Here is a 19,214-nt window from a genome sequence, read left to right on the forward strand (position 1 = left end):
TTAATACATGAATAAGATAAATAAAAACATCATGGCGGCGGCTTTAACAGCAGCAACCATATTTATAAACGCAGGCTGTACCAAACGGGCCGATCTGTACCCGCAGGCACCATCCAAATTTACGCCCGACGTAACCTATACTTCACCTGCAGCATTTAAAGCAGCTTTGGCTACGCTGAACGTGAGCGTGAGGTTTGAATATTTTGGCGACTCGGCCCCGCTGCTTACCGAATCGATATTTACCGATGCGGCTGTGGAGGGCACTACCGATAAAACAACACCTGCACAGGATTTAAATGCGCGTATCACCCCTACCGCCAACCTTAACAGCGACGACTATAACAAGATAGGCCGCTATTGGAGTTCATGGTACCAGGGCATTCATGATTGTAACGTTATCTTGTCGAGGTTGGATAACATCAAATGGCCGTCCGACGCGGATAAAAACCTGGTGAAAGCCGCCGCGCTGTTTCACCGGGCATACCGTTACTATCGTTTGGTGCATGAGTTTGGCGATGTACCATTGCTGCTTAAAGAAGAAACCGCAGTAAATACAGGCTACTTCACCACGCAGCGCATCGTGATACTTAAGCAAATGAAAACCGATCTGGAGTTTGCCGTATCCAACTTAACCGATGCAAATGCCAAAGGCGATATTTCTAAAGGTGGTGCCGCTCACCTTTTAGCTAAAGTTGATCTGGCACTTGGCTTGTTTGACGATGCCATCGCGGCTGCAAACATCGCCATCAATGGGCCCTATCACCTCATGACCGGCCGCTTTGGTATTGTAGCCAATGATGCAACCCGCAATGTGATCTGGGATTTGCATCGGCCAGAAAACAAAGCTTTAGGCTCAAACGCCGAAGCATTGTACGTGGTACTTGATCGCGAAACCCTTGACGGTGCTACACCAAACGGATCGCAGGTGATGAGGAATTGTGTGCCGATGTGGCATAACGGTACCATCCTTACCCCGGGTGCCTTGAAACCGGGTATCTCGGATAAGGTTACCGAAGAGTTTCCGCTTACGCTTTGGTATGGCCGCGGTATTGGCCGCTTACGTGGTACGCCTTACGCTACCAAATACATCTGGACAGATACCACCGATTTACGCCACTCGCACGGCAACTGGATGGACATGACCGACCTGGTTTACAACAGCCCGGCCATCAAAACTTCCGACCCGTCCTGGTACGGTAAACACCTGGAACAATACACTGCTGCCAATGTAAACCAGCGCTTTTTAAATGGCGCCAAAGATACCATCCGTGCCTGGTTTGGCTGGCCGCATTACAAAGTGTTTATCGGCTCGGGCCCTATTGCGCTTGATAAATGGTGGAGCCCGCCGCGCGGTACCAATACCGATTGGTATGTATTCCGCTTAGCCGAAACTTATCTGCTGCGTGCCGAAGCTTACGTTTGGAAAGGCCAGACAGCCTTAGCCATGGCCGATATTAACCAGGTGCGGGCCCGCGCCAAAGCTGCGCTGTTAACAGATCCGGCGGCAGTAAATATCGGTACCATACTGGATGAGCGCCAACGCGAGCTTTACTGGGAAGAACCGCGTAAAACCGAGCTTACCCGTATTGCCTACATCTTTGCGCAAACCGGTATCCAGGCTTACAATGGCAAAACCTACAATGTGGCCAACTTCTCAACCAATAACTTCTTTTACGACAGGATTATGGAGAAGAACGATTTTTATAAAAACCCTAACGTTGTAACCAACTCGGGCAATCACTTCACCATATCGCCGTACCACGTTTTATGGCCTATCCCGCAAAGCGAGATCGACCTGAACGTGAATGGGCATATTAACCAAAGCAAGGGATATTCGGGTTCAGAAACCAATATACCACCGCTTGATAAAGTAGTACCTTAATTAATTTAAACTGTAACATTTGCACCGGGCATTAGTCAATTGATTAATGCCCGGTTTTGTTTTTTACAGATTTTACTGCCGATGAGCAACCTCATTAAGGAAGTAAAAGATTTAGAGGTTTCGGGCAAAAAATTAATGGTAACATTGCCCTACGTAACTATTTTTTTTACATATTTATTCATTATTTAAACCTATTACAACAAATAGATGAGCCTTTTAAGCAGACTTTCAAACGAATTATTAGATATCATTGAGTGGGTTGATACCACCCAAAACACATTGGTTTGGAAATTTCCGAGATATGATAATGCTATAAAAATGGGTGCCAAGCTGATCGTGCGCGAGTCGCAGGCGGCTGTTTTTATGAACGGCGGCAAAGTTGCCGACGTTTTTATGCCCGGCACTTACGAGCTGCAAACCGGGAACATGCCCATCCTAACCACCATTATGAGCTGGAAGTATGGTTTTAACAGCCCATTTAAGGCAGATGTATATTTTGTGAGTTTACGCCAGTTCACCAACCAAAAATGGGGAACCAAAAACCCGGTTATGCTTCGCGACCCAGAGTTTGGGCCGGTAAGGTTACGCGCCTTCGGTACTTTCAATTTTAAAGTGCAGGATCCGAAGGTATTTATCACCGAGATTGCGGCAACTAATCCGGAGTTTGTACTGGAAGATATTAACGAACAGCTACGCAACACTGCCGTATCGCGCGGTATGGATGCCGTGGCGCAGTCAAAAATCCCGGTTTTGGATCTGGCAGCCAACTACAACGAAGTGGGCACAATGATAACCCAAAGTATCCAGCCTGATTTTGCGGAGATTGGTTTACTGCTTACCAAACTACTGGTTGAAAACATATCACTCCCTGCCGAGGTTGAGCAAATGCTTGATAAACGCAGCGAAATGGGCATTTTGGGTAACCTGGGCGCTTATGCACAGTTCCAGGCTGCTAACGCGATAGAAAAATCGGCCGAAAATACTATTGGCGGTAACCTTGGTGCCGCAGGCATGGGTTTAGGTGTTGGCGCAGCCATGATGGGCCAGGTTGGTAATATTTTTCAGCAAAACCAGTTTAACCCAAACTCGGCAAACGTTTCCTCAACAGGTGATCTTCCTCCGGCTGTACCCGTGGTCGCGCAGATCCATATCGTGAAAGACGGTAAATCTGATGGGCCACACAGTATTGCCGATCTTAATGCGATGGTAATGAGCGGACAGATAACCCGCGAAACCCTGGTTTGGAAAAAAGGCATGGCTGCCTGGGCTGCAGCATCAACAGTTGCCGAGGTTGCCCAGTTATTTGAAAACGTACCTCCGCCAATTGCCTGATCGTATCCCTCATTATAAATATTATACCGCATGAACGATCAGAATAAGCCGCAGACCGTTAACAATTCATTAAACTGTAACGGCTGCGGGGCCTTGCTGCACTTTGCTCCCGGCACCCATAACCTTCAATGCGATTATTGCGGTGCCAGTAATCCTATCGAACCAAAGGATGCGGATGAGAACATTTATACATACGATTATGAGCAATTTGTAGCGGGGATAAGCACAACCAATTCCAACAGTACTTTAAAACTGGTAAGCTGTAAAAATTGCGGCTCGCAAACAGCGCTCGATTCGTTTATAACATCAGATAAATGCCCTTTTTGCACAGCACCCCTGGTTTTGGTGCCCGAATGTGGGCGGCAATATGTTGAGCCGCATTATATTTTACCTTTTGCCATCACCCAGCAACAGGGCATTGATGCTTTTAAAAAATGGATAAATGGTTTGTGGTGGTCACCGGCCGATTTGGCAAAGAAATTGGTGAACGATTCGACGGGTTTAAGGGGTGTTTACCTGCCCCATTGGTCGTACAACAGCGATACCGTAACCGATTACACCGGCCAACGCGGCGATTACTATTACACCACCGAAACCTATACAGAAACAGTTGACGGCCGAACAGAAACCAAAACAAGGCAGGTAAGACATACGGCCTGGTCGCACGCATCAGGCACTGTGTATGTTGATTTCAGGGATGTGATGGTGCCGGCCAGCAACTCTCTTCCCGAAAAAACATTAGACCAACTGCGGCCCTGGAATTTTAAAATGCTGGTAAATTTTGATGAGCGATACATGAGCGGTTTTCGATCGGAAACATATCGTTTAGATCCGGAACGGGGATTTGCCAAGGCGACCATGCAAATGGATCCGGAGATCCGCTCGGTCATTCGCCGCGATATTGGCGGCGACGAACAACAGATTAGCAGTACAGATATTGATTATTTGAATAAAGGTATCAAATACCTGATGTTGCCTGTTTGGGTAAGTGCTTATAAATACAATAATAAAGTTTACCAATTTACTGTAAATGCCAGTACCGGCGAGGTGATTGGGCAACGACCGCTAAGCGCTTTGAAAATTACGCTGGCGGTGCTGTTTGTTTTAATATTGATTATTGTGATTGTGATTTTGGTACAAAACGGGCAGGCTAATAGCTAAACAACCTTCCGTTGCCGGTTTACAACAACGCACAAAACAAAACCGATAAACACCATTACCATACTAAAAGGAAAAATATAAAGCATCCCGAAGTTACTGGCCACTCCGCCAATAAGCGGGCCTGTTAGGCCGAGCGAAACATCAATAAACAAACCATAGGCACCCAATGCGGCACCTTTGTTTGATGCAGGTGCCAGTTTTACAGCCTCCACCCCCAACGCCGGAAAAACAAGCGAGAAACCCAAACCTGTTACACCCGCGCCAACCAGCGCCAATTGCTGGCTATGGGCCAGCCAAAGGATCATCAATCCAATCGATTCGGTAGCCAAACAAACCATAGCTGTTTTTAAACCACCGTAATTGTTAATGGCATCGGCAAATATCAACCGGCCTAAAATAAAAAAGGTACTGAATACCGACAGGCATAAAACCGCGTTGGTCCAGTTAAGATAAGCATAGTATAAAGTGATGAAAGTAGATATAGCACCAAAACCCAATCCTCCCAAACCTAAACCAATACCATAAGGAGCTACAATTTTTAAAACCGCCAGAAATGATTTTCCTGGCTCCCTACTATCGCCCCTGATATTCTGTTTCTGTTGAGCCAGGAAATATCCGGCCAGACCTACTATAAGAGCTACAAGGCCAATACTACCAATGCCGTAAGCATTACCTAATAAAATACCAACAGGCGCCCCTACTGCAAGCGCACCGTAACTGGCTATGCCGTTAAATGATATTGCTTTGGCCGTATTATGTTCGCCGGCTGCGTTAATGGCCCAGGTAATGGGACTGGCACCTATCAGGCCCTCGCCAAAGCCTGTAGCAAGGCGGGTCAGGGCCAGCAGCAACAAGCAAATTTCACGATATTCTTTTAGCAATAAAGCCACCAGTAAAAACAATCCGCTTATGGCAAAGCCTGTCATACTAATAAGTACTGCAGGTTTTGGGCCTTTACGATCAATAATTTTACCGGCAAATCCCCGGAACAAAAAAGTACTCAGGTATTGCAGGCTGATAACCACTCCGGCTATCATAGCGCTGTAACCTAATTGATTGTGAATAAAAACCGGGAGAACTCCAAGGCTCAAGCCTATTGTGAAATAACCGATAAAAGTAAATTTAACATATCCTATTATCGTTAAAACGATATTTGATGATGCGGCTTTTATACCCGATTCTGCTTCCATGCAGCAAAGATACGTTTATCGGTTGTGTTAAAGTTAGTGTTATTTATACACTTTACTTTAAAGTAACATTTTATTCAATCAGTTCGTTCGTGATAAATTATCTACAACTAATATTTTTAGCATTTAACATTATTTTCTCACCTTTTTTAATCAATTTTGCAATAACGGTGAGAAGTAAACTATTTGATGACAAGGTAGAAACGGTAAAAACCAACTCGGGCAGGTGGCTACGTGTTATACCTGATGGTTACAACAATTACCTCATTTACGATATATTGAATGAGACCGAATCCGGCCGGATCTTATTCGATACCAAAGATAACTGGATTTATGACGGCAGGGTATTGGACGTTTACGAACAGGAAGAAGTTGCCGGCGCTTTAACCGGCAATAAACACGAAATGGATAATTTGCTGAAAAATCTAAATCTATAACACCTTGTTGTGTTTTTTATCACTTAAATAAACCGGGGTAATACCTGGCTATTAAATCCTTTTCCTCATTTGTAAGTTGGGTTAATAATACCGGGGCATCCTGCGGCCTTACCCCTTTTTGGTTAATACGGTTCATTAAACTCCAGTCCTTTACAGGTTTTTCGGGTGATGGATCGGCGGGTTCTTTTGCGGGGAGATCATACCGGGTAAAATCAACCACCATTTCGGGCGTATTTTTGTGCGAGTTACGCAGGGTAGCCAGCCTGAATTCGCGGTTCATAAACCATTTTATCTCTTCATTCCCCCATGAATTGCCTATGCCAAGGCCCCGCTCCTCAAAGCGGTAATTCCATTGGCTGTTATCGTGGTAGTGGTTTCGCCAGATCTCACCATACTCGCCAAAAGTTATAAATTTCACATCGGGCCAGCGCTGCACTGTGCCTGATGTCCATTTTTCCAGTGCCCGGTAAGCAAGGGTATCGTCCCAGTTTTTTCGCTCGGCTATTTTTACAAGGGCGGCTTCCCAAATGTTCGGGATCCAACCAAAACCATTCAGTTCAAATCCTTTATCAAAATGGATAGATTGTGTGTGCATTACCGAAAGGTGCCCTATCTCAAGCCCCCAATCGCCATAACTTTCTATCGGCCCTACTCCCCTACGGCTGGCCGCGCCGTTAAAAGGTGTAGTTCCCCAAACATTGCCGCTTTGCAGGGCGCACAAAAAATCAACACTCCAGCCGTCCAAATTTACGCAATCTATAAAATCGGCCTTGCCTTGTGCCGGTTTACAGAAGTGTTGTTTGGAAGGATAAAAAGGATAGGATGGCGAACCATCGGCGCCGCCGCCATCGGTTTCGTGCTGGCTCCAAATTACGGCGTGGGCTACGTGGATATTTTCTTTTTCGGCCAGGTAGGCCAGGTTATCTGCTGATAAAAAGCCGCCCATAATACCTTTTGGCCTGTAGCCTTTACCCACCATGGCTGTAATACGCTGCAGGGCTTCGGTCATTTCCTGGTTAACCCTTTTACGGGGCAGATACATAGCCGGAAAATATCCCGGGAAATAAGATACCTCATCGCCATATTTTGCCTGGCATTCGGTTACGTAGCTACGGATCTCAACATAATTCCGGCGCTTATCCTCGAGGGCGTTTAAGGTGAAGCCCCATGTTAGCTTACCGCCGGGAACGTTTTTTGCAAAAATTTCGCGCAGGTTGCGTACAACCTCCAGGGTATGGGCAAAACCTTCATCGCGGTTGATAAGCTTTACATCGCGTGATACTTCCCATGGTGAAGTGCGGATCATGATGCAAAAGGTTACAAAGCGGTTGCCCATTAACGACAGGGGTTCATTGCCAGTTAAAAATTTCAGCTGACCGGCTTTGTTAATCAGCGGGTTGGCTAATACTGCGGCTCCGCCCAACAGGGTATTTTTGCAAAAGGCTCGTCTTTCCATCGGTTTGAAAAATTGATAGCGGCAAAGTAGCGATTATTTGAAGAGAGGAACAATTGTGTTTTTAGATTTTAAAGAATACAATGCTTTGGTGTAATTTGAGTATGGAATAATTAATTAAAAAAATTTATTTCATTTAATATTTCCCAAAAAGAAAAAAATACCTACTTTGGAAACACAATATTGATTTCAGCAATCAATAGCCTAATCCGAATCCAAATCTAAACACAAATGATAAACAAAACCAAAATCTACATCGCCATGGCATTGCTCCTTGTGGCAGGGGCTTGCAAAAAAAATCAAACTGTAACCACAAACAACACTGATCGTTCGCTTCAAACACCAAAACATGGTACGGGTGCCATTCTGGATCATCAGGCATTTCTGAACGCACCAAAGGCCGACGTTGCCGCAATAACTGCAGCTTTACAAGCCAACGGTTTTAAGCCCAAATTTCAATTGCTTGTTAAGGGCAAGCAACAGGTTGAAACAATTAATCCTAACCCTGCTCCACCCACCTCTGTTGTACTGCTGCACCCTACCCCCGGCGACCAGGGATCAACAAACACCTGTGTTTCATGGGCTTTGGGTTATGCAGCCAAACAAATATTAGACTTAACCTGGCAAAACTCTACCGCTGATGCCGGCCAACGGAGCGGATGGTATATTTACAATAAATTATATGCGTCGAATTTATCCGGCTGGGGTTGTGCAGTAACAGATACGCCTGCTTACGGTGGCCAGGGTTTGGGTTCATTAAATGGCTTAAATTGCGTTAAAACATGGGGTGTGGCATCGGCAACAGCCCAGCCATCCTATGCATCGTGCTCTCCTGCCCCAACTACTGCCGCAAACACATCTGCAGCTACTGATAAGGTAGCAAGTTATGCAGCGGTGAACAGCTTTTTCGATATAAAACAGTTATTGGCCGCAGGTTTGCCTGTTTACTTTGCTTTTCGTTATTACTTTGATTTTGAAGATGCCTTTTACTATGGCACTACATGGTCAACATTAAACAAGCCGCATTTGAGATCTGGCCACGCAGTGTGTATAATTGGGTATGACGACAACAGGAATGCGTTCTTAGTACAAAATTCATGGGGAACTTTTGGTGGCGATTCAAGCTACCCGGGTTGCGTTTGGGTTACCTACAGCGTTATTAACACACTTTTATCACAAGGCGGCACCAACGGCGGCGAAGCTTATGTTATGCAGCCGTTCAGTACAACCGCTACGCATTTGTACTACAATGTGGCACAATCAGGTTTATTTTATCCTTCATGCAGCGTTGGTGTAGGCTCTGGCCAGGTAACATACACCGTGGCAGCCAATGCCTACTCTTCACCGGTATCTGTTGATGCGGCAAATGCGCTTGCCAAAAACGATGTTAACACTAATGGTCCGGCTTATGCCAGTTCGCACGGTACCTGTACGCCAACCACCATTACGGTTACGTTAAACAGAAGCGCTTCTATCAGCGGCACATACAGCATCCAGTTTAGCGGCGCTCCGGGAACATATCAAAAACCATTTAACCCGGGTACTACTACCGTTACCGTACCTGCCGGTATTTACCAGGTAGGGATCTTCCCTATTGGCGGTTCAACAGCCAGCCACTCCTATTCGGGTTCAACCTGTACCATGAATTATGGCGGTTCCGGAACATCGGCTACTTTCAATAATGTGTTGATGAATTGCGGAAGCGGTGCTTCGTTTTCGATTAATTAAATGCCATATAATAAAAAACGCGCCTGCATTTTTACATGCGGCGCGCTTTTTATTTTCCTTAAGGCCTTAAAAGCTATTTAACCGGGGTTGATCTGAATATGGAATAATTAATTAAAAAAAAATTAAACACAGTTAATATTTTCCCAAAAAGAAAAAAATACTTACTTTGGAAACACAATATTGATTACTCCAATCAATAGCCTAATCCGAATCCAAATCTAAACACAAATGATAAACAAAACCAAAATCTACATCGCCATTGCATTGCTTCTGGTGGCAGGAGCTTGCAAAAAAAATCAAACTGTAAACAATGCTGATCGTCCGGTTAAAACCGAAACGCATGGAATGGGTGCCATCCTTGATCATGACGCATTTCTTCACGCGCCAAAAGTTGACATCGCGGCAATTAAAGCTTCGCTAAAAGCCAATGGGATTACACCTAAATTTGAATTACGTGTTGCCGGAAAACAACAGGTTGAAACCATTAACCCCAATACCACTCCGCCAAGTTCGGTAGTATTGCTACACCCAACTCCCGGCGATCAGGGTAATACAAACACCTGCGTTTCATGGTCACTGGGTTATGCGGCCAAACAGGTTTTAGACCTAACCTGGCAAAGCTCTACCGCCGATGCGGGCCAAAGAAGCGGATGGTATATTTACAACAAACTTTACGCAACGGGCCTGTCTGGCATAGGTTGTTCGGCGGGAGATTTACCACCTTATAGCGGTAATGGCCTAACCTCCGGCTCGGGTTTAGATTGCGTAAAAAACTATGGGGTAGCTTCGGCAACAGCCCAGCCATCATTCGCGGCATGTTCACCAGCCCCTACAACTGCTGCAAACACCTCAGCAGCAACCGATAAAGTAGCCAGTTATGCTGCTGTAACCAGCTATTACGATATTAAACAGCTGGTAGCCGCCGGTTTGCCTGTTTATTTTGCCTTTCGCTTTTATGAAGATTTCCGAACAGCCTTTAATTCAGGAACCACCTGGTCAACATTAAATTCACCAAGTGCCGGTTTGGGGCATGCCGTGTGCGTTATAGGTTATGACGATGCTAAAAGTGCATTTTTAGTGCAAAACTCATGGGGCACAATTTTTGGCGATTCAACCTATCCTGGTTGCGTTTGGGTTACTTACAACGTTATCAGCACACTTTTAGCACAAGGTGGCAGCACCGGCGGCGAATCGTATGTGATGCAGCCGTTTAGCACCACTGCTACTCATGTATATTACAATACAGCGCAATCGCGCGGCTTTACACCATCATGCAGCGTTGGTGTAGGAACCGGCCAGGCAATCTACACTGTTCCAGCCAACACTTATTGGTCTCCGGTATCCGTAGCTGCAGCCAATGCCATTGCACAAAACGACATTAATAACAATGGGCAAACTTATGCCAACTCGCACGGTACATGTACGCCAACCACAATTACCGTTACATTAAACAGAAGCACTTCTATCAGCGGCACATACAGCATCCAGTTTAGCGGCGCGCCGGGAACATATCAAAAACCATTTAACCCGGGCACAACTACCGTTACCGTACCTGCCGGTATTTACCAGGTAGGCATCTTCCCTATTGGCGGCTCAACAGCCAGTCACTCTTATTCGGGTTCAACCTGTACTATGAATTATGGCAGTTCGGGAACATCTGCAACATTCAATAATGTTTTGATGAATTGCGGAAACCCGGCAACTTTTTCAATTAACTAAGTAAAAACCATAATAAAAAAACGCGCCTGCATGTGTTTGCGGTGCGTTTTTTATTTTCCTTGCATCATACCTCCGTCTCAGCGGGCATCCTCTTCCAAAAAGCATTTCCACAAAAGCTTTTACCCGCGCACATTACATGTTAAATCAACAAACCTGAACCAAACAATTGCTGTGCTATCATTTATCTGATAACTGTTATAAGTTATCTGATAAGTTGTCAACTTATAATAATCCGAAATTTAGTGCATAAATAACCGGTACCATAAAGCCGGGTAACTTTGCCATCAAATTACCCCTGCCCGCAAAGCCTGTTACCTTATCGGCGGTATCGCTCCTATATATAATTTATGAACGAGTATCACTTCAGCTATTCAGGAGTTGTGAGGGAATTATACCTGCACATTTCCCGACAAACGTTTTTTGCCAACCAGTAAATCAATGAAAAAAATTTACCTCCTCCAGCTTTTTCTGCTTTTAGCGATTTCAGCCTCTGCACAATCCAGTTCGCTTGAACACCTTCCGATACCCGTATTAAAGCAAAAACTGGCCGAAAGTAAAAACGATACAAGTACCATACAGCTTCAAATAGCTTTGGGGAGGGTAATTATCCATCAATCGGGCAGTGGAAACGCACAGGCCGACTCGGCATTTAACTTATCTGTACAGGCAGAGAAGCTAAGCAGAAAAGTGGGGTATAATGATGGTATTATTGATGCGATGTTGCTATCGGCGCTCTGTTATAATAAAAAGGGGAATAAGGCGAAAGGCTTTCAGGAAGCACAACAAACCCTCGCTTTTTCAAACCGGGTTAAAAACAACCGCGGAGTGGCAGAATCTTATATAGTTATGGGGCACCATTACGATGTTTATACCCATGACGGGCTCCAGACAAGGATGTTGTATAATAATAAAGCTATAACCATTTTTAGAAAGGAACATGCCATGTTCAGGCTGGGATCTTTACTAAAAGATGAGGCCGAATTGCTTTTTCTGGCCGGGCAAAAAACCGATGCAGTTAAACTACTGTTTGAAGCGCTTAATATCGATAAGTCTATAGGCAACAAACAAATTCAAAGCGTGTATTGGTTAATTGGCCGCACTTCGCGGGATATGGGGGATTTTACGAATGCTTTAAAATATATTTTATTAGCTGTTAAAACTGCAAACGAAGTTAAGGATACCACTTTACTTGCCTGTAGTATTCATTATACCACTGCCGCAATATACAGCAACCTGCGGGATTATGATCGGGCCATTCCTAACGCGTTGCTGGCATTAAAAATTGCCAGGCGATATAACAGTCCTGAATACATTGGTACGGTTACTTTGTTGCTGGCCTCAGTTTATACGCGGGCAAACCGGCTCGATCAGGCACTCGTGCTACTTGAAGAGTTAAAAAAATATTTTATAGGAGAACCGGAGGACCTAACTCTTATGGAAAGTATTTTTAGTAATCTTATCTATGCCAAACAGTTTAAGAAGGCCAAACCATACGCAGAAAAAATACAATTGGCGTTAACAAAAATCTCTCCTGATGATTATAGCCAGTTCGAGTTGTCGTACAGTTCGCTTGCAAAATATTACCTGGGTATCAACCAACCTGAAGCAGCAAAAATTTATAATGATTTAGATACTAAAATAGTGTATGCAAGTAAATTACCCATTGCTATAATTAATGCCGAACGAACGCATTATCGTATTGATTCGATCAATGGAAATTTCAAATCGGCAATTGTACATTATTTGAATGCTCAACGGTTGAGAGATTCGGTAGATAACGTAACCAAAGCTTATCAAATTTCCCTGCTCAGTATCGAAAACGAAACCGAAAAAAAGAATAACGATCTGAATAAATTAAAAAAACAAGCCGAAATAAAAGATACCAAATTAAAACAAACACAGCTTATTCAAAAAATTGCCATTACAGGGAGCGTTTTTCTGCTGATAATAACGGCGCTCGTTTACAGCAGATACCGGCTGAAACAACGCAGCAATATTTTGCTAACCAAACAAAAATCAGAAATAGACCGTCAGAATGTTTCTCTTCAACAACTTGTTGGCGAAAAAGATGGGTTGTTGTACGAAAAAGACCTGCTTTTGAAAGAAGTAAATCACCGGGTTAAAAACAACCTTCAAATAGTGATGAGCCTGCTCGAATCGCAATCGGGCTATATGCAAAACAAAAAAGCACAGGAAGCCATCCTGGAAAGCCAGAGCCGGGTTCAGGCTATAGCACTTATTCACGATACCTTGTACCATACAGACCAGATTGCGGAAATAGCGCTTGGACCTTATATAGCCGACCTGTTAGATTCGCTCAACAACTCCATTAACATCGGGCGGGACAAAATTTTGATCAGGTATGAAGTTGACGACATGATGCTTGATGTTTCGCAGGCGATACCTGTTGGGCTTATATTAAATGAATCGGTAACTAACGCCCTAAAATACGCGTTCCCGGCAGGCGACCAAGGTGAGATCACTGTGCTGGTTAAACAATCAGACGGAGAGATGGAAATGCTGATAAGCGATAATGGCGTAGGGCTGCCGGCTGATTTTGATCTTTTTAAAACAGACTCGCTGGGATTAACCCTCATAAAGGGGCTTACGAGCCAACTGAGAGGGGCGTTTGATATTACCTACCATGCAGGAGTAACTATTTCGATTAAATTCCCGGTGATATCGACAATTATAGCGAGCCAGAAAAGCGTTTAATAGTATTTTTTGCAGATAATTGAATAATTATCTAACAGAAAACGCCCCTTAGTTTCCTAAGAGGCGTTAGCGGGTAAGTAATGGGGCTCGAACCCACGACCCCCAGAACCACAATCTGGTGCTCTAACCAACTGAGCTATACCTACCGTTTTTCTTGCGAGTGTGCAAAAATAGAAATCTCCCGGGTATTTGCAAACTCTTTTTTAAAATTACATTAAGCTTACCCGTTTTATTTAGAACGATTATACTTAATAGGTACTTTTGTATCTATGGCTGAGCAACTGATTGAACTGAATGTAACCGGCATGCACTGTAATAACTGTGCCATGTCTGTCCATAAATTCCTCGAAAAAAAGGGCTTACATAATATCCTGGTTGATTTTGCCGGCGAAGAGGTAAAGTTCTCTACCGACAACGATGCCCAGCTTCCCGAAGTAATAAAAGGTATAGAAAATTTAGGTTTTAAAGTTGTTGAAGATCTTTCGGCACATATCACACCGTTTTATGAGCGGGTGGAGAATAAATTTATTTTCTGCGCCATATTTACTGCCCCGCTTTTATTGCATATGATACTGCCATGGCATTTTCTGCATCAGCCCATTGTTCAATTGTTATTGTGCCTGCCTGTTTTTATAGTGGGTTGCCTGCATTTTGGTAAAAGCGCTATCAGTTCGATAAAAGGAGGCATCCCCAATATGGATGTGTTAATTTTTGTAGGCTCAACCTCGGCTTTTGTTTACAGTTTGATAGGTACGGTTCAAAATCTCGGTCCTCAATACCAGTTTTACGAAACCTGTGCCACTATCATTACCCTGGTACTGCTGGGTAATGTGTTCGAAAAACGTTCGGTTAATCAAACTACCTCGGCTGTTAAGGATCTTGTTAAATTTCAACAGGTGAGCGCCAATCGTATGGTTAACGGCAGCATTGAGGTAATTGATGCCCGCGAAGTTCGTCCGGGTGATACACTGCTGGTAAACCAGGGAGATAAGATCCCGGTTGATGGCGAGATCCTTTCGGGTCAGGGCTCGGTAGATGAAGCCATGCTTACCGGTGAAAGCCTCCCGGTTGAAAAACAAAAATATGACAAGGTTATCGGCGGCACTATATTGCTTAACGGCAATTTTCATATGCTGGCAACCCGTGTTGGTTCGAACACTATTCTTGCCCAGATCATTGATCTGATGAAAAAAGCCCAGGCAGCTAAGCCCCCCGTGCAAAAACTGGGCGATAAGGTGGCTGCAGTGTTTGTTCCGGCTGTAATTATGATAGCGCTCATTACCTTCGCGCTTACTTATTTTGTTGGCCAGGCCGGTTTTCAGCATGCCATGATGAATGCCATTGCGGTACTGGTTATTTCCTGCCCCTGCGCTATGGGGCTTGCCACGCCAACCGCCGTTATGGTAGGTTTAGGCAGGGCGGCAAAAAACGGCATCCTGGTAAAGGGGGGCGATACTATTGAAGCGGTTACCAACACCAGATACGTAGTATTTGATAAAACGGGCACCCTTACTACCGGGAAATTCAGTGTTAAGGAAATCAGTATTGAGGATGGTGCGGATATTGAGCAGATACGAGGCATGATCACTGCCATTGAAGAACGATCAAATCACCCGATAGCCAAATCGCTGGTGAACGGATTGAAAGGTTTACCTCAGCAAAAACTCATTTTAAAATCGGTTAAAGAAGAAAAAGGCCTCGGCATGCGTGCCGAAGACGTACAGGGCAACAACTACTTTTTAGGCACAGCCAAAACCAAGGGCGATCACTTTAACCTCGCCCTATATAAAAACCAGGCATTAGTAGCCCAAATTGCGGTAGACGACCAGGTAAAGCCCGAAGCAGCCAAACTCATAGCACAGCTTAAAAACATGGGCATAATCCCGGTGCTTTTAAGCGGCGATAAAAAAGACAGGTGTGTAAGTGTAGCCAATCAGTTAGGCATTACAGAAATTCACGGCGAAAGGCTTCCGGACGAAAAACTTGCCGTAATAGACGTTTACAAAAAGAAAGGCAAAACCATTATGATTGGCGATGGCATTAACGATGCCCCTGCCCTAACCCATGCCGACGTGGGTATATCCATGAATGATGCCAGCCATGTAGCCATCCAATCGGCCAGTGTGGTATTGCTGAATACCGATCTCAACTCGGTGGTAAAATTTCTGCAGATTAGTAAACATACGCTGCTTACCATCAAACAAAATCTTTTTTGGGCCTTTGCTTATAATATAATCGCTATCCCGGTAGCTGCCATGGGCTTCCTTAACCCGATGGTTGGCGCGCTCACCATGGCATTTTCGGATGTTGTGGTGATTGGTAACTCGTTGAGGTTGAAAGTGAAGAAAGTTCATGGTTCATAGATCATGGTTCATGGCAGCTTTTAGGTTTATTAGCTTCCATTGCTAACTCAAAGTTTCTTATTTTTGAAGCTGATTGTTAGTTGGTGACAGGTCATGATCTATGAACCATTAACCATCAACTAATTTGTTAATCGGGTTCTGGCTATGATCCATGAACCATCAACCACGAGCTAATTTAAATGATCGAGATTTTTACAGACGGGGCTTCGAGCGGTAACCCGGGACCGGGTGGATATGGTGTTATTTTACGTTCGGGACAGCATTATAAAGAGCTATCCGAGGGTTTCCGCAAAACCACCAACAACCGCATGGAGTTATTGGCTGTAATAAAAGGCCTCGAAGCACTCAAAACTCCCGGCCAGGATGTGATCATTTTTTCCGATTCGAAGTACGTTATCGATTCTATCGAAAAACGCTGGCTAAACGGCTGGGTAGCCAAAGGCTTTGCCGGTAAAAAAAACAAAGACCTGTGGATGCGTTACCTCGCCATCAGTAAACTCCATAAAATTAAATTCACCTGGGTACGCGGCCATAACGGACACCCTGAAAACGAGCGTTGCGATCAGCTGGCTGTGGCCGCAGGTAAGCGTGCGCCTTTGTTAATAGACACGGTTTTTGAAGCTGAACATGCAAAGGCCGGGGTGTAAATCTACCCTACCACTCCCCTAATCAACCCAATCAACCATTCACCAACTCAATAACCTGCAAATCCTGAATTTTATCCCCGTCGATATTAAACCGCATTAGTGTTTGCACTTTGTGCCAGCCTTGCTTACCGGCCGCGCCGGGATTGAGGTGCAGGCAGCCAATAGTTTTATCAAACATCACTTTTAAAATATGCGAATGCCCGGTAATGAATAATTTAGGCGGATTTAGATAGATCTCTTTTTTAACCGCAGGTGCATACTTACCGGGATAACCGCCAATATGCGTCATCCAAACGTCTACCTCTTCGCATTTAAAACGCAGATGCTCGGGGTAAACCGCACGTACATCTTTATCATCAATATTGCCGTACACGCCTTTTAAAGGTTTAAAAGCAGCAAGCTGATCCGCCAGTTGGAGGGTGCCGAAATCGCCGGCATGCCAAATCTCGTCGCAGTTTTCAAAGTGTTTAAAAACGGAGTCGTCGAGGTAGCTGTGGGTATCGGAGATGAGGCCTATTTTAACCATGTATTCGCTATAAAAGTTCCAACCGAACTAACAATAACCGATAGGATATAAACACCCACTATGGTTCCGCACATGATGCTGTTTTCACGATATTTTTGCTTTACGTTCAATACTATCGCAGCTACCAAACATATCAAATAAACTACTACAGGCAATAAATTTTGAAAAGCAACGTGTTTAGCAAATTGCTCGTCGGATGTTATGTTAATCCTCATGTAAACCTGAAATGCGAAGAAAATACATCCCAATATCGGGATAAATAATAAGGCTGTTAAAACTGCCGATGTGGTTTTCATATTAAAAAGCTAAAAAATAAGGTTTAAGTAATTGCCTGTATGCTGCCGAGTAAATATTTACATCTTCATAAATATTGAATTGATCAATTTGTACAGACGCTTCGGCATTCCGGCCAAACACTACAATTTCGCGATGGGGATTATCTTTTTGAAACGAGTGCACATTTATAATTTTTTGTAAATGGAGGCCATGTTGTTTCGCTATTCCTTTAATCAATTCAGATGTATCTACCGGTAAAATTAACCAGCAAAGTCCATGTTCGGTAAGCCTGTTTACAATTGAGGCTATCAATTTTTCAAAAAAGCCTTCGGCAGCATGTTTGGCAAGGTTTATTTTTATAGTTGGTGATTGCAGCGAATTGATATAAAACGGTGGATTTGAAACTATCAGATCATATTTTATTTGCGGATGCTGATCAAAAAAATGCTCGAAACTGCCGGGATAAAGTGTAAGTCTGCTTTGAAAGGGCGAATTTTGGAAGTTAGCATTTGCTGTGCTGGCCGCCTGTTCGTCAATTTCAACAGCATCAATATTGGTACTGGTGAAGCGTTGGGCAAGCATCATCGCTATCACGCCCGTACCGGTGCCTATATCAAGTATATTTTGCGGATTATTTGCTGTAACCATTGCGCCGAGCAATACGCCATCGGTATTGATTTTCATGGCACAGCCGGTTTGATCTACATTGAATTGTTTGAAACGGAACATTCTCTTTGGGTAATATTTCGACCTAAAGCCATGTTCGCTAATCGTTCTGTACGATATTTTATGCTAACACACCAGCATTGGCCGCTCATTTGCCGCGGAGGCTGTTACTTTTGTCTTGACACAAAAGTAACCAAAAAGTCAAGACAGAAAAAAGCTTCAGCCCGCGAGGCCATACGCCCGGCCCGCTTTTCTGTCGGGCCACCGCTCGGTTGGTAGGACTAATAGTGTTATATGTCTTTTTAAAGAATTCCTTTTCTTCTCGTACGGCTGTCGATGTTTCGAATTATCGTGGTTACCCTCGCCGTCAGCAGGAAAGCTTCGGGCGAAAGCGGGCAGAACGTGGTGGCCTTGAGCGCAGGAGGGGGCATAGCTACTTTTTGCAGAAGCGAGGGGAATAGAGCGTCCGTTGGCTAACGGAGGGCAAATTTAGCAGCCCGTGGTTCTGCCCGGTTTGCAGGGCAAAGGCAAGCGAGGGAAAGCGCGGGAGCCAGCGGGCAAAGAAGCCTTCCTGGTGACTTAACTTTTGGTTCTTTTTGTCAAGAAAAAGAACAAAGCCTCCCCGCGGCGATTGAGCGGGCCAATGTTTGTTAGATAGAATAAAGCTTTTCAGAAACGGTTAACCGCGTGAATAGAAAACCTTGCTTCTTTATTCTTGACGTCTTGATATCTTACCTCTCGTACAATTCCAACGGCAACCCATCCGGATCTGCAAAAAAAGTAAAACGTTTGCCCGTAAACTCATCCACCCGAATAGGTTCAACCTCGACACCAAAAGATACAATATGTGTTACGGCCTCATCCAACTCATCAACCTCAAAAGCTAAATGGCGCAAACCAGTTGATTCAGGTCGCGATGGACGCGGCGGCGGTTCGGGAAAAGAAAAAAGCTCGATCTGGTAGAGGTTGCCCACTTCCAGATCAAGCTTGTATGATTGTCGTTGTTCGCGATATACTTCGCGAACTATTTTTAAACCTAATACCTCAACATAAAACTGTTTGGATTTTTGGTAATCCGAACAGATGATAGCTATATGATGTACCCGGTTAAGTTTCAGCATT

At 44.4% G+C, this 19,214-nt stretch carries 15 protein-coding genes and 1 tRNA gene; 9 read left to right on the forward strand and 7 right to left on the reverse strand.

Features of this window, described 5'->3' with window-relative positions; translation table 11 throughout:
• The first annotated feature begins 7 nt into the window (after window positions 1-7).
• From HYN43_RS15465 to HYN43_RS15475, 3 genes are all read left to right on the forward strand, one after another.
• A complete protein-coding gene (locus HYN43_RS15465) occupies window positions 8-1,882 on the forward strand; it encodes a RagB/SusD family nutrient uptake outer membrane protein (protein WP_119410206.1) in 1,875 nt (624 codons plus the stop codon).
• A 207-nt stretch (window positions 1,883-2,089) separates the two neighbouring features.
• Window positions 2,090-3,214 (forward strand): SPFH domain-containing protein, encoded by a 1,125-nt coding sequence (locus tag HYN43_RS15470; RefSeq protein ID WP_119410207.1) that lies wholly within the window; start codon window positions 2,090-2,092, stop codon window positions 3,212-3,214.
• A 30-nt stretch (window positions 3,215-3,244) separates the two neighbouring features.
• Entirely contained in the window at window positions 3,245-4,375 is a 1,131-nt protein-coding gene (locus HYN43_RS15475) for a TFIIB-type zinc ribbon-containing protein (protein WP_119410208.1), read from the forward strand.
• Here HYN43_RS15475 and HYN43_RS15480 read toward each other — a convergent pair.
• Window positions 4,372-5,565, reverse strand: a complete 1,194-nt coding sequence (locus tag HYN43_RS15480; protein ID WP_119410209.1) for an MFS transporter — start codon at window positions 5,563-5,565, stop codon at window positions 4,372-4,374. The two genes, HYN43_RS15475 and HYN43_RS15480, sit on opposite strands and share 4 nt — an antisense overlap.
• Before the next feature lie 167 nt (window positions 5,566-5,732).
• On the opposite strand from HYN43_RS15480, the gene HYN43_RS30415 reads away from it, so the two are divergent.
• A complete protein-coding gene (locus HYN43_RS30415) occupies window positions 5,733-5,999 on the forward strand; it encodes a hypothetical protein (protein ID WP_162996505.1) in 267 nt (88 codons plus the stop codon).
• A gap of 19 nt (window positions 6,000-6,018) precedes the next feature.
• Here HYN43_RS30415 and HYN43_RS15490 read toward each other — a convergent pair whose 3' ends face one another.
• Window positions 6,019-7,455: a DUF3863 domain-containing protein gene (locus HYN43_RS15490; protein ID WP_119410211.1), complete on the reverse strand. Its 1,437-nt coding sequence runs from the start codon at window positions 7,453-7,455 to the stop codon at window positions 6,019-6,021.
• Between the two features lie 228 nt (window positions 7,456-7,683).
• Here HYN43_RS15490 and HYN43_RS15495 point away from each other — a divergent pair, with 228 nt between their 5' ends.
• The 3 genes from HYN43_RS15495 to HYN43_RS15505 all read left to right on the forward strand — a co-directional run bounded on the left by HYN43_RS15495 (window position 7,684) and on the right by HYN43_RS15505 (window position 13,614).
• On the forward strand, window positions 7,684-9,180 hold the full coding sequence (locus HYN43_RS15495) for a DUF5977 domain-containing protein (RefSeq protein ID WP_119410212.1): 1,497 nt from the start codon (window positions 7,684-7,686) through the stop codon (window positions 9,178-9,180).
• Between the two features lie 228 nt (window positions 9,181-9,408).
• Window positions 9,409-10,899 carry a DUF5977 domain-containing protein gene (locus HYN43_RS15500; protein WP_119410213.1) on the forward strand — a complete coding sequence of 497 codons (1,491 nt, stop codon included), beginning with the start codon at window positions 9,409-9,411 and terminating at the stop codon, window positions 10,897-10,899.
• 438 nt (window positions 10,900-11,337) lie between these two features.
• The gene (locus HYN43_RS15505) at window positions 11,338-13,614 is read left to right on the forward strand and encodes a histidine kinase dimerization/phosphoacceptor domain -containing protein (protein WP_119410214.1); all 2,277 of its coding nucleotides are present in this window, start codon (window positions 11,338-11,340) and stop codon (window positions 13,612-13,614) included.
• 72 nt (window positions 13,615-13,686) lie between these two features.
• Here HYN43_RS15505 and HYN43_RS15510 read toward each other — a convergent pair.
• Window positions 13,687-13,760, reverse strand: a tRNA-His gene (locus HYN43_RS15510).
• Between the two features lie 123 nt (window positions 13,761-13,883).
• On the opposite strand from HYN43_RS15510, the gene HYN43_RS15515 reads away from it, so the two are divergent.
• Window positions 13,884-15,977: a heavy metal translocating P-type ATPase gene (locus HYN43_RS15515; protein WP_162996506.1), complete on the forward strand. Its 2,094-nt coding sequence runs from the start codon at window positions 13,884-13,886 to the stop codon at window positions 15,975-15,977.
• Window positions 15,978-16,156: 179 nt separating this feature from the next.
• Window positions 16,157-16,624, forward strand: a complete 468-nt coding sequence (rnhA, locus tag HYN43_RS15520) for a ribonuclease HI (RefSeq protein WP_119410216.1) — start codon at window positions 16,157-16,159, stop codon at window positions 16,622-16,624.
• Window positions 16,625-16,655: 31 nt separating this feature from the next.
• Here the strand turns inward: rnhA and HYN43_RS15525 are convergent, their stop codons facing one another.
• The 4 genes from HYN43_RS15525 to gloA2 all read right to left on the reverse strand — a co-directional run bounded on the left by HYN43_RS15525 (window position 16,656) and on the right by gloA2 (window position 19,213).
• Entirely contained in the window at window positions 16,656-17,150 is a 495-nt protein-coding gene (locus HYN43_RS15525) for a metallophosphoesterase family protein (protein WP_119410217.1), read from the reverse strand.
• Window positions 17,138-17,446, reverse strand: a complete 309-nt coding sequence (locus HYN43_RS15530; RefSeq protein WP_119410218.1) for a hypothetical protein — start codon at window positions 17,444-17,446, stop codon at window positions 17,138-17,140. Before HYN43_RS15530 ends, HYN43_RS15525 begins: the two co-directional genes overlap by 13 nt.
• A 1-nt stretch (window position 17,447) precedes the next feature.
• Window positions 17,448-18,212 (reverse strand): tRNA1(Val) (adenine(37)-N6)-methyltransferase, encoded by a 765-nt coding sequence (locus HYN43_RS15535; protein ID WP_342633833.1) that lies wholly within the window; start codon window positions 18,210-18,212, stop codon window positions 17,448-17,450.
• A 611-nt stretch (window positions 18,213-18,823) separates the two neighbouring features.
• A complete protein-coding gene (gene gloA2, locus HYN43_RS15540) occupies window positions 18,824-19,213 on the reverse strand; it encodes an SMU1112c/YaeR family gloxylase I-like metalloprotein (RefSeq protein WP_119410220.1) in 390 nt (129 codons plus the stop codon).
• Window position 19,214: the final 1 nt, after the last annotated feature.

The sequence above is a fragment of the Mucilaginibacter celer genome (assembly GCF_003576455.2).
GTDB classification, from domain to species: domain Bacteria; phylum Bacteroidota; class Bacteroidia; order Sphingobacteriales; family Sphingobacteriaceae; genus Mucilaginibacter; species Mucilaginibacter celer.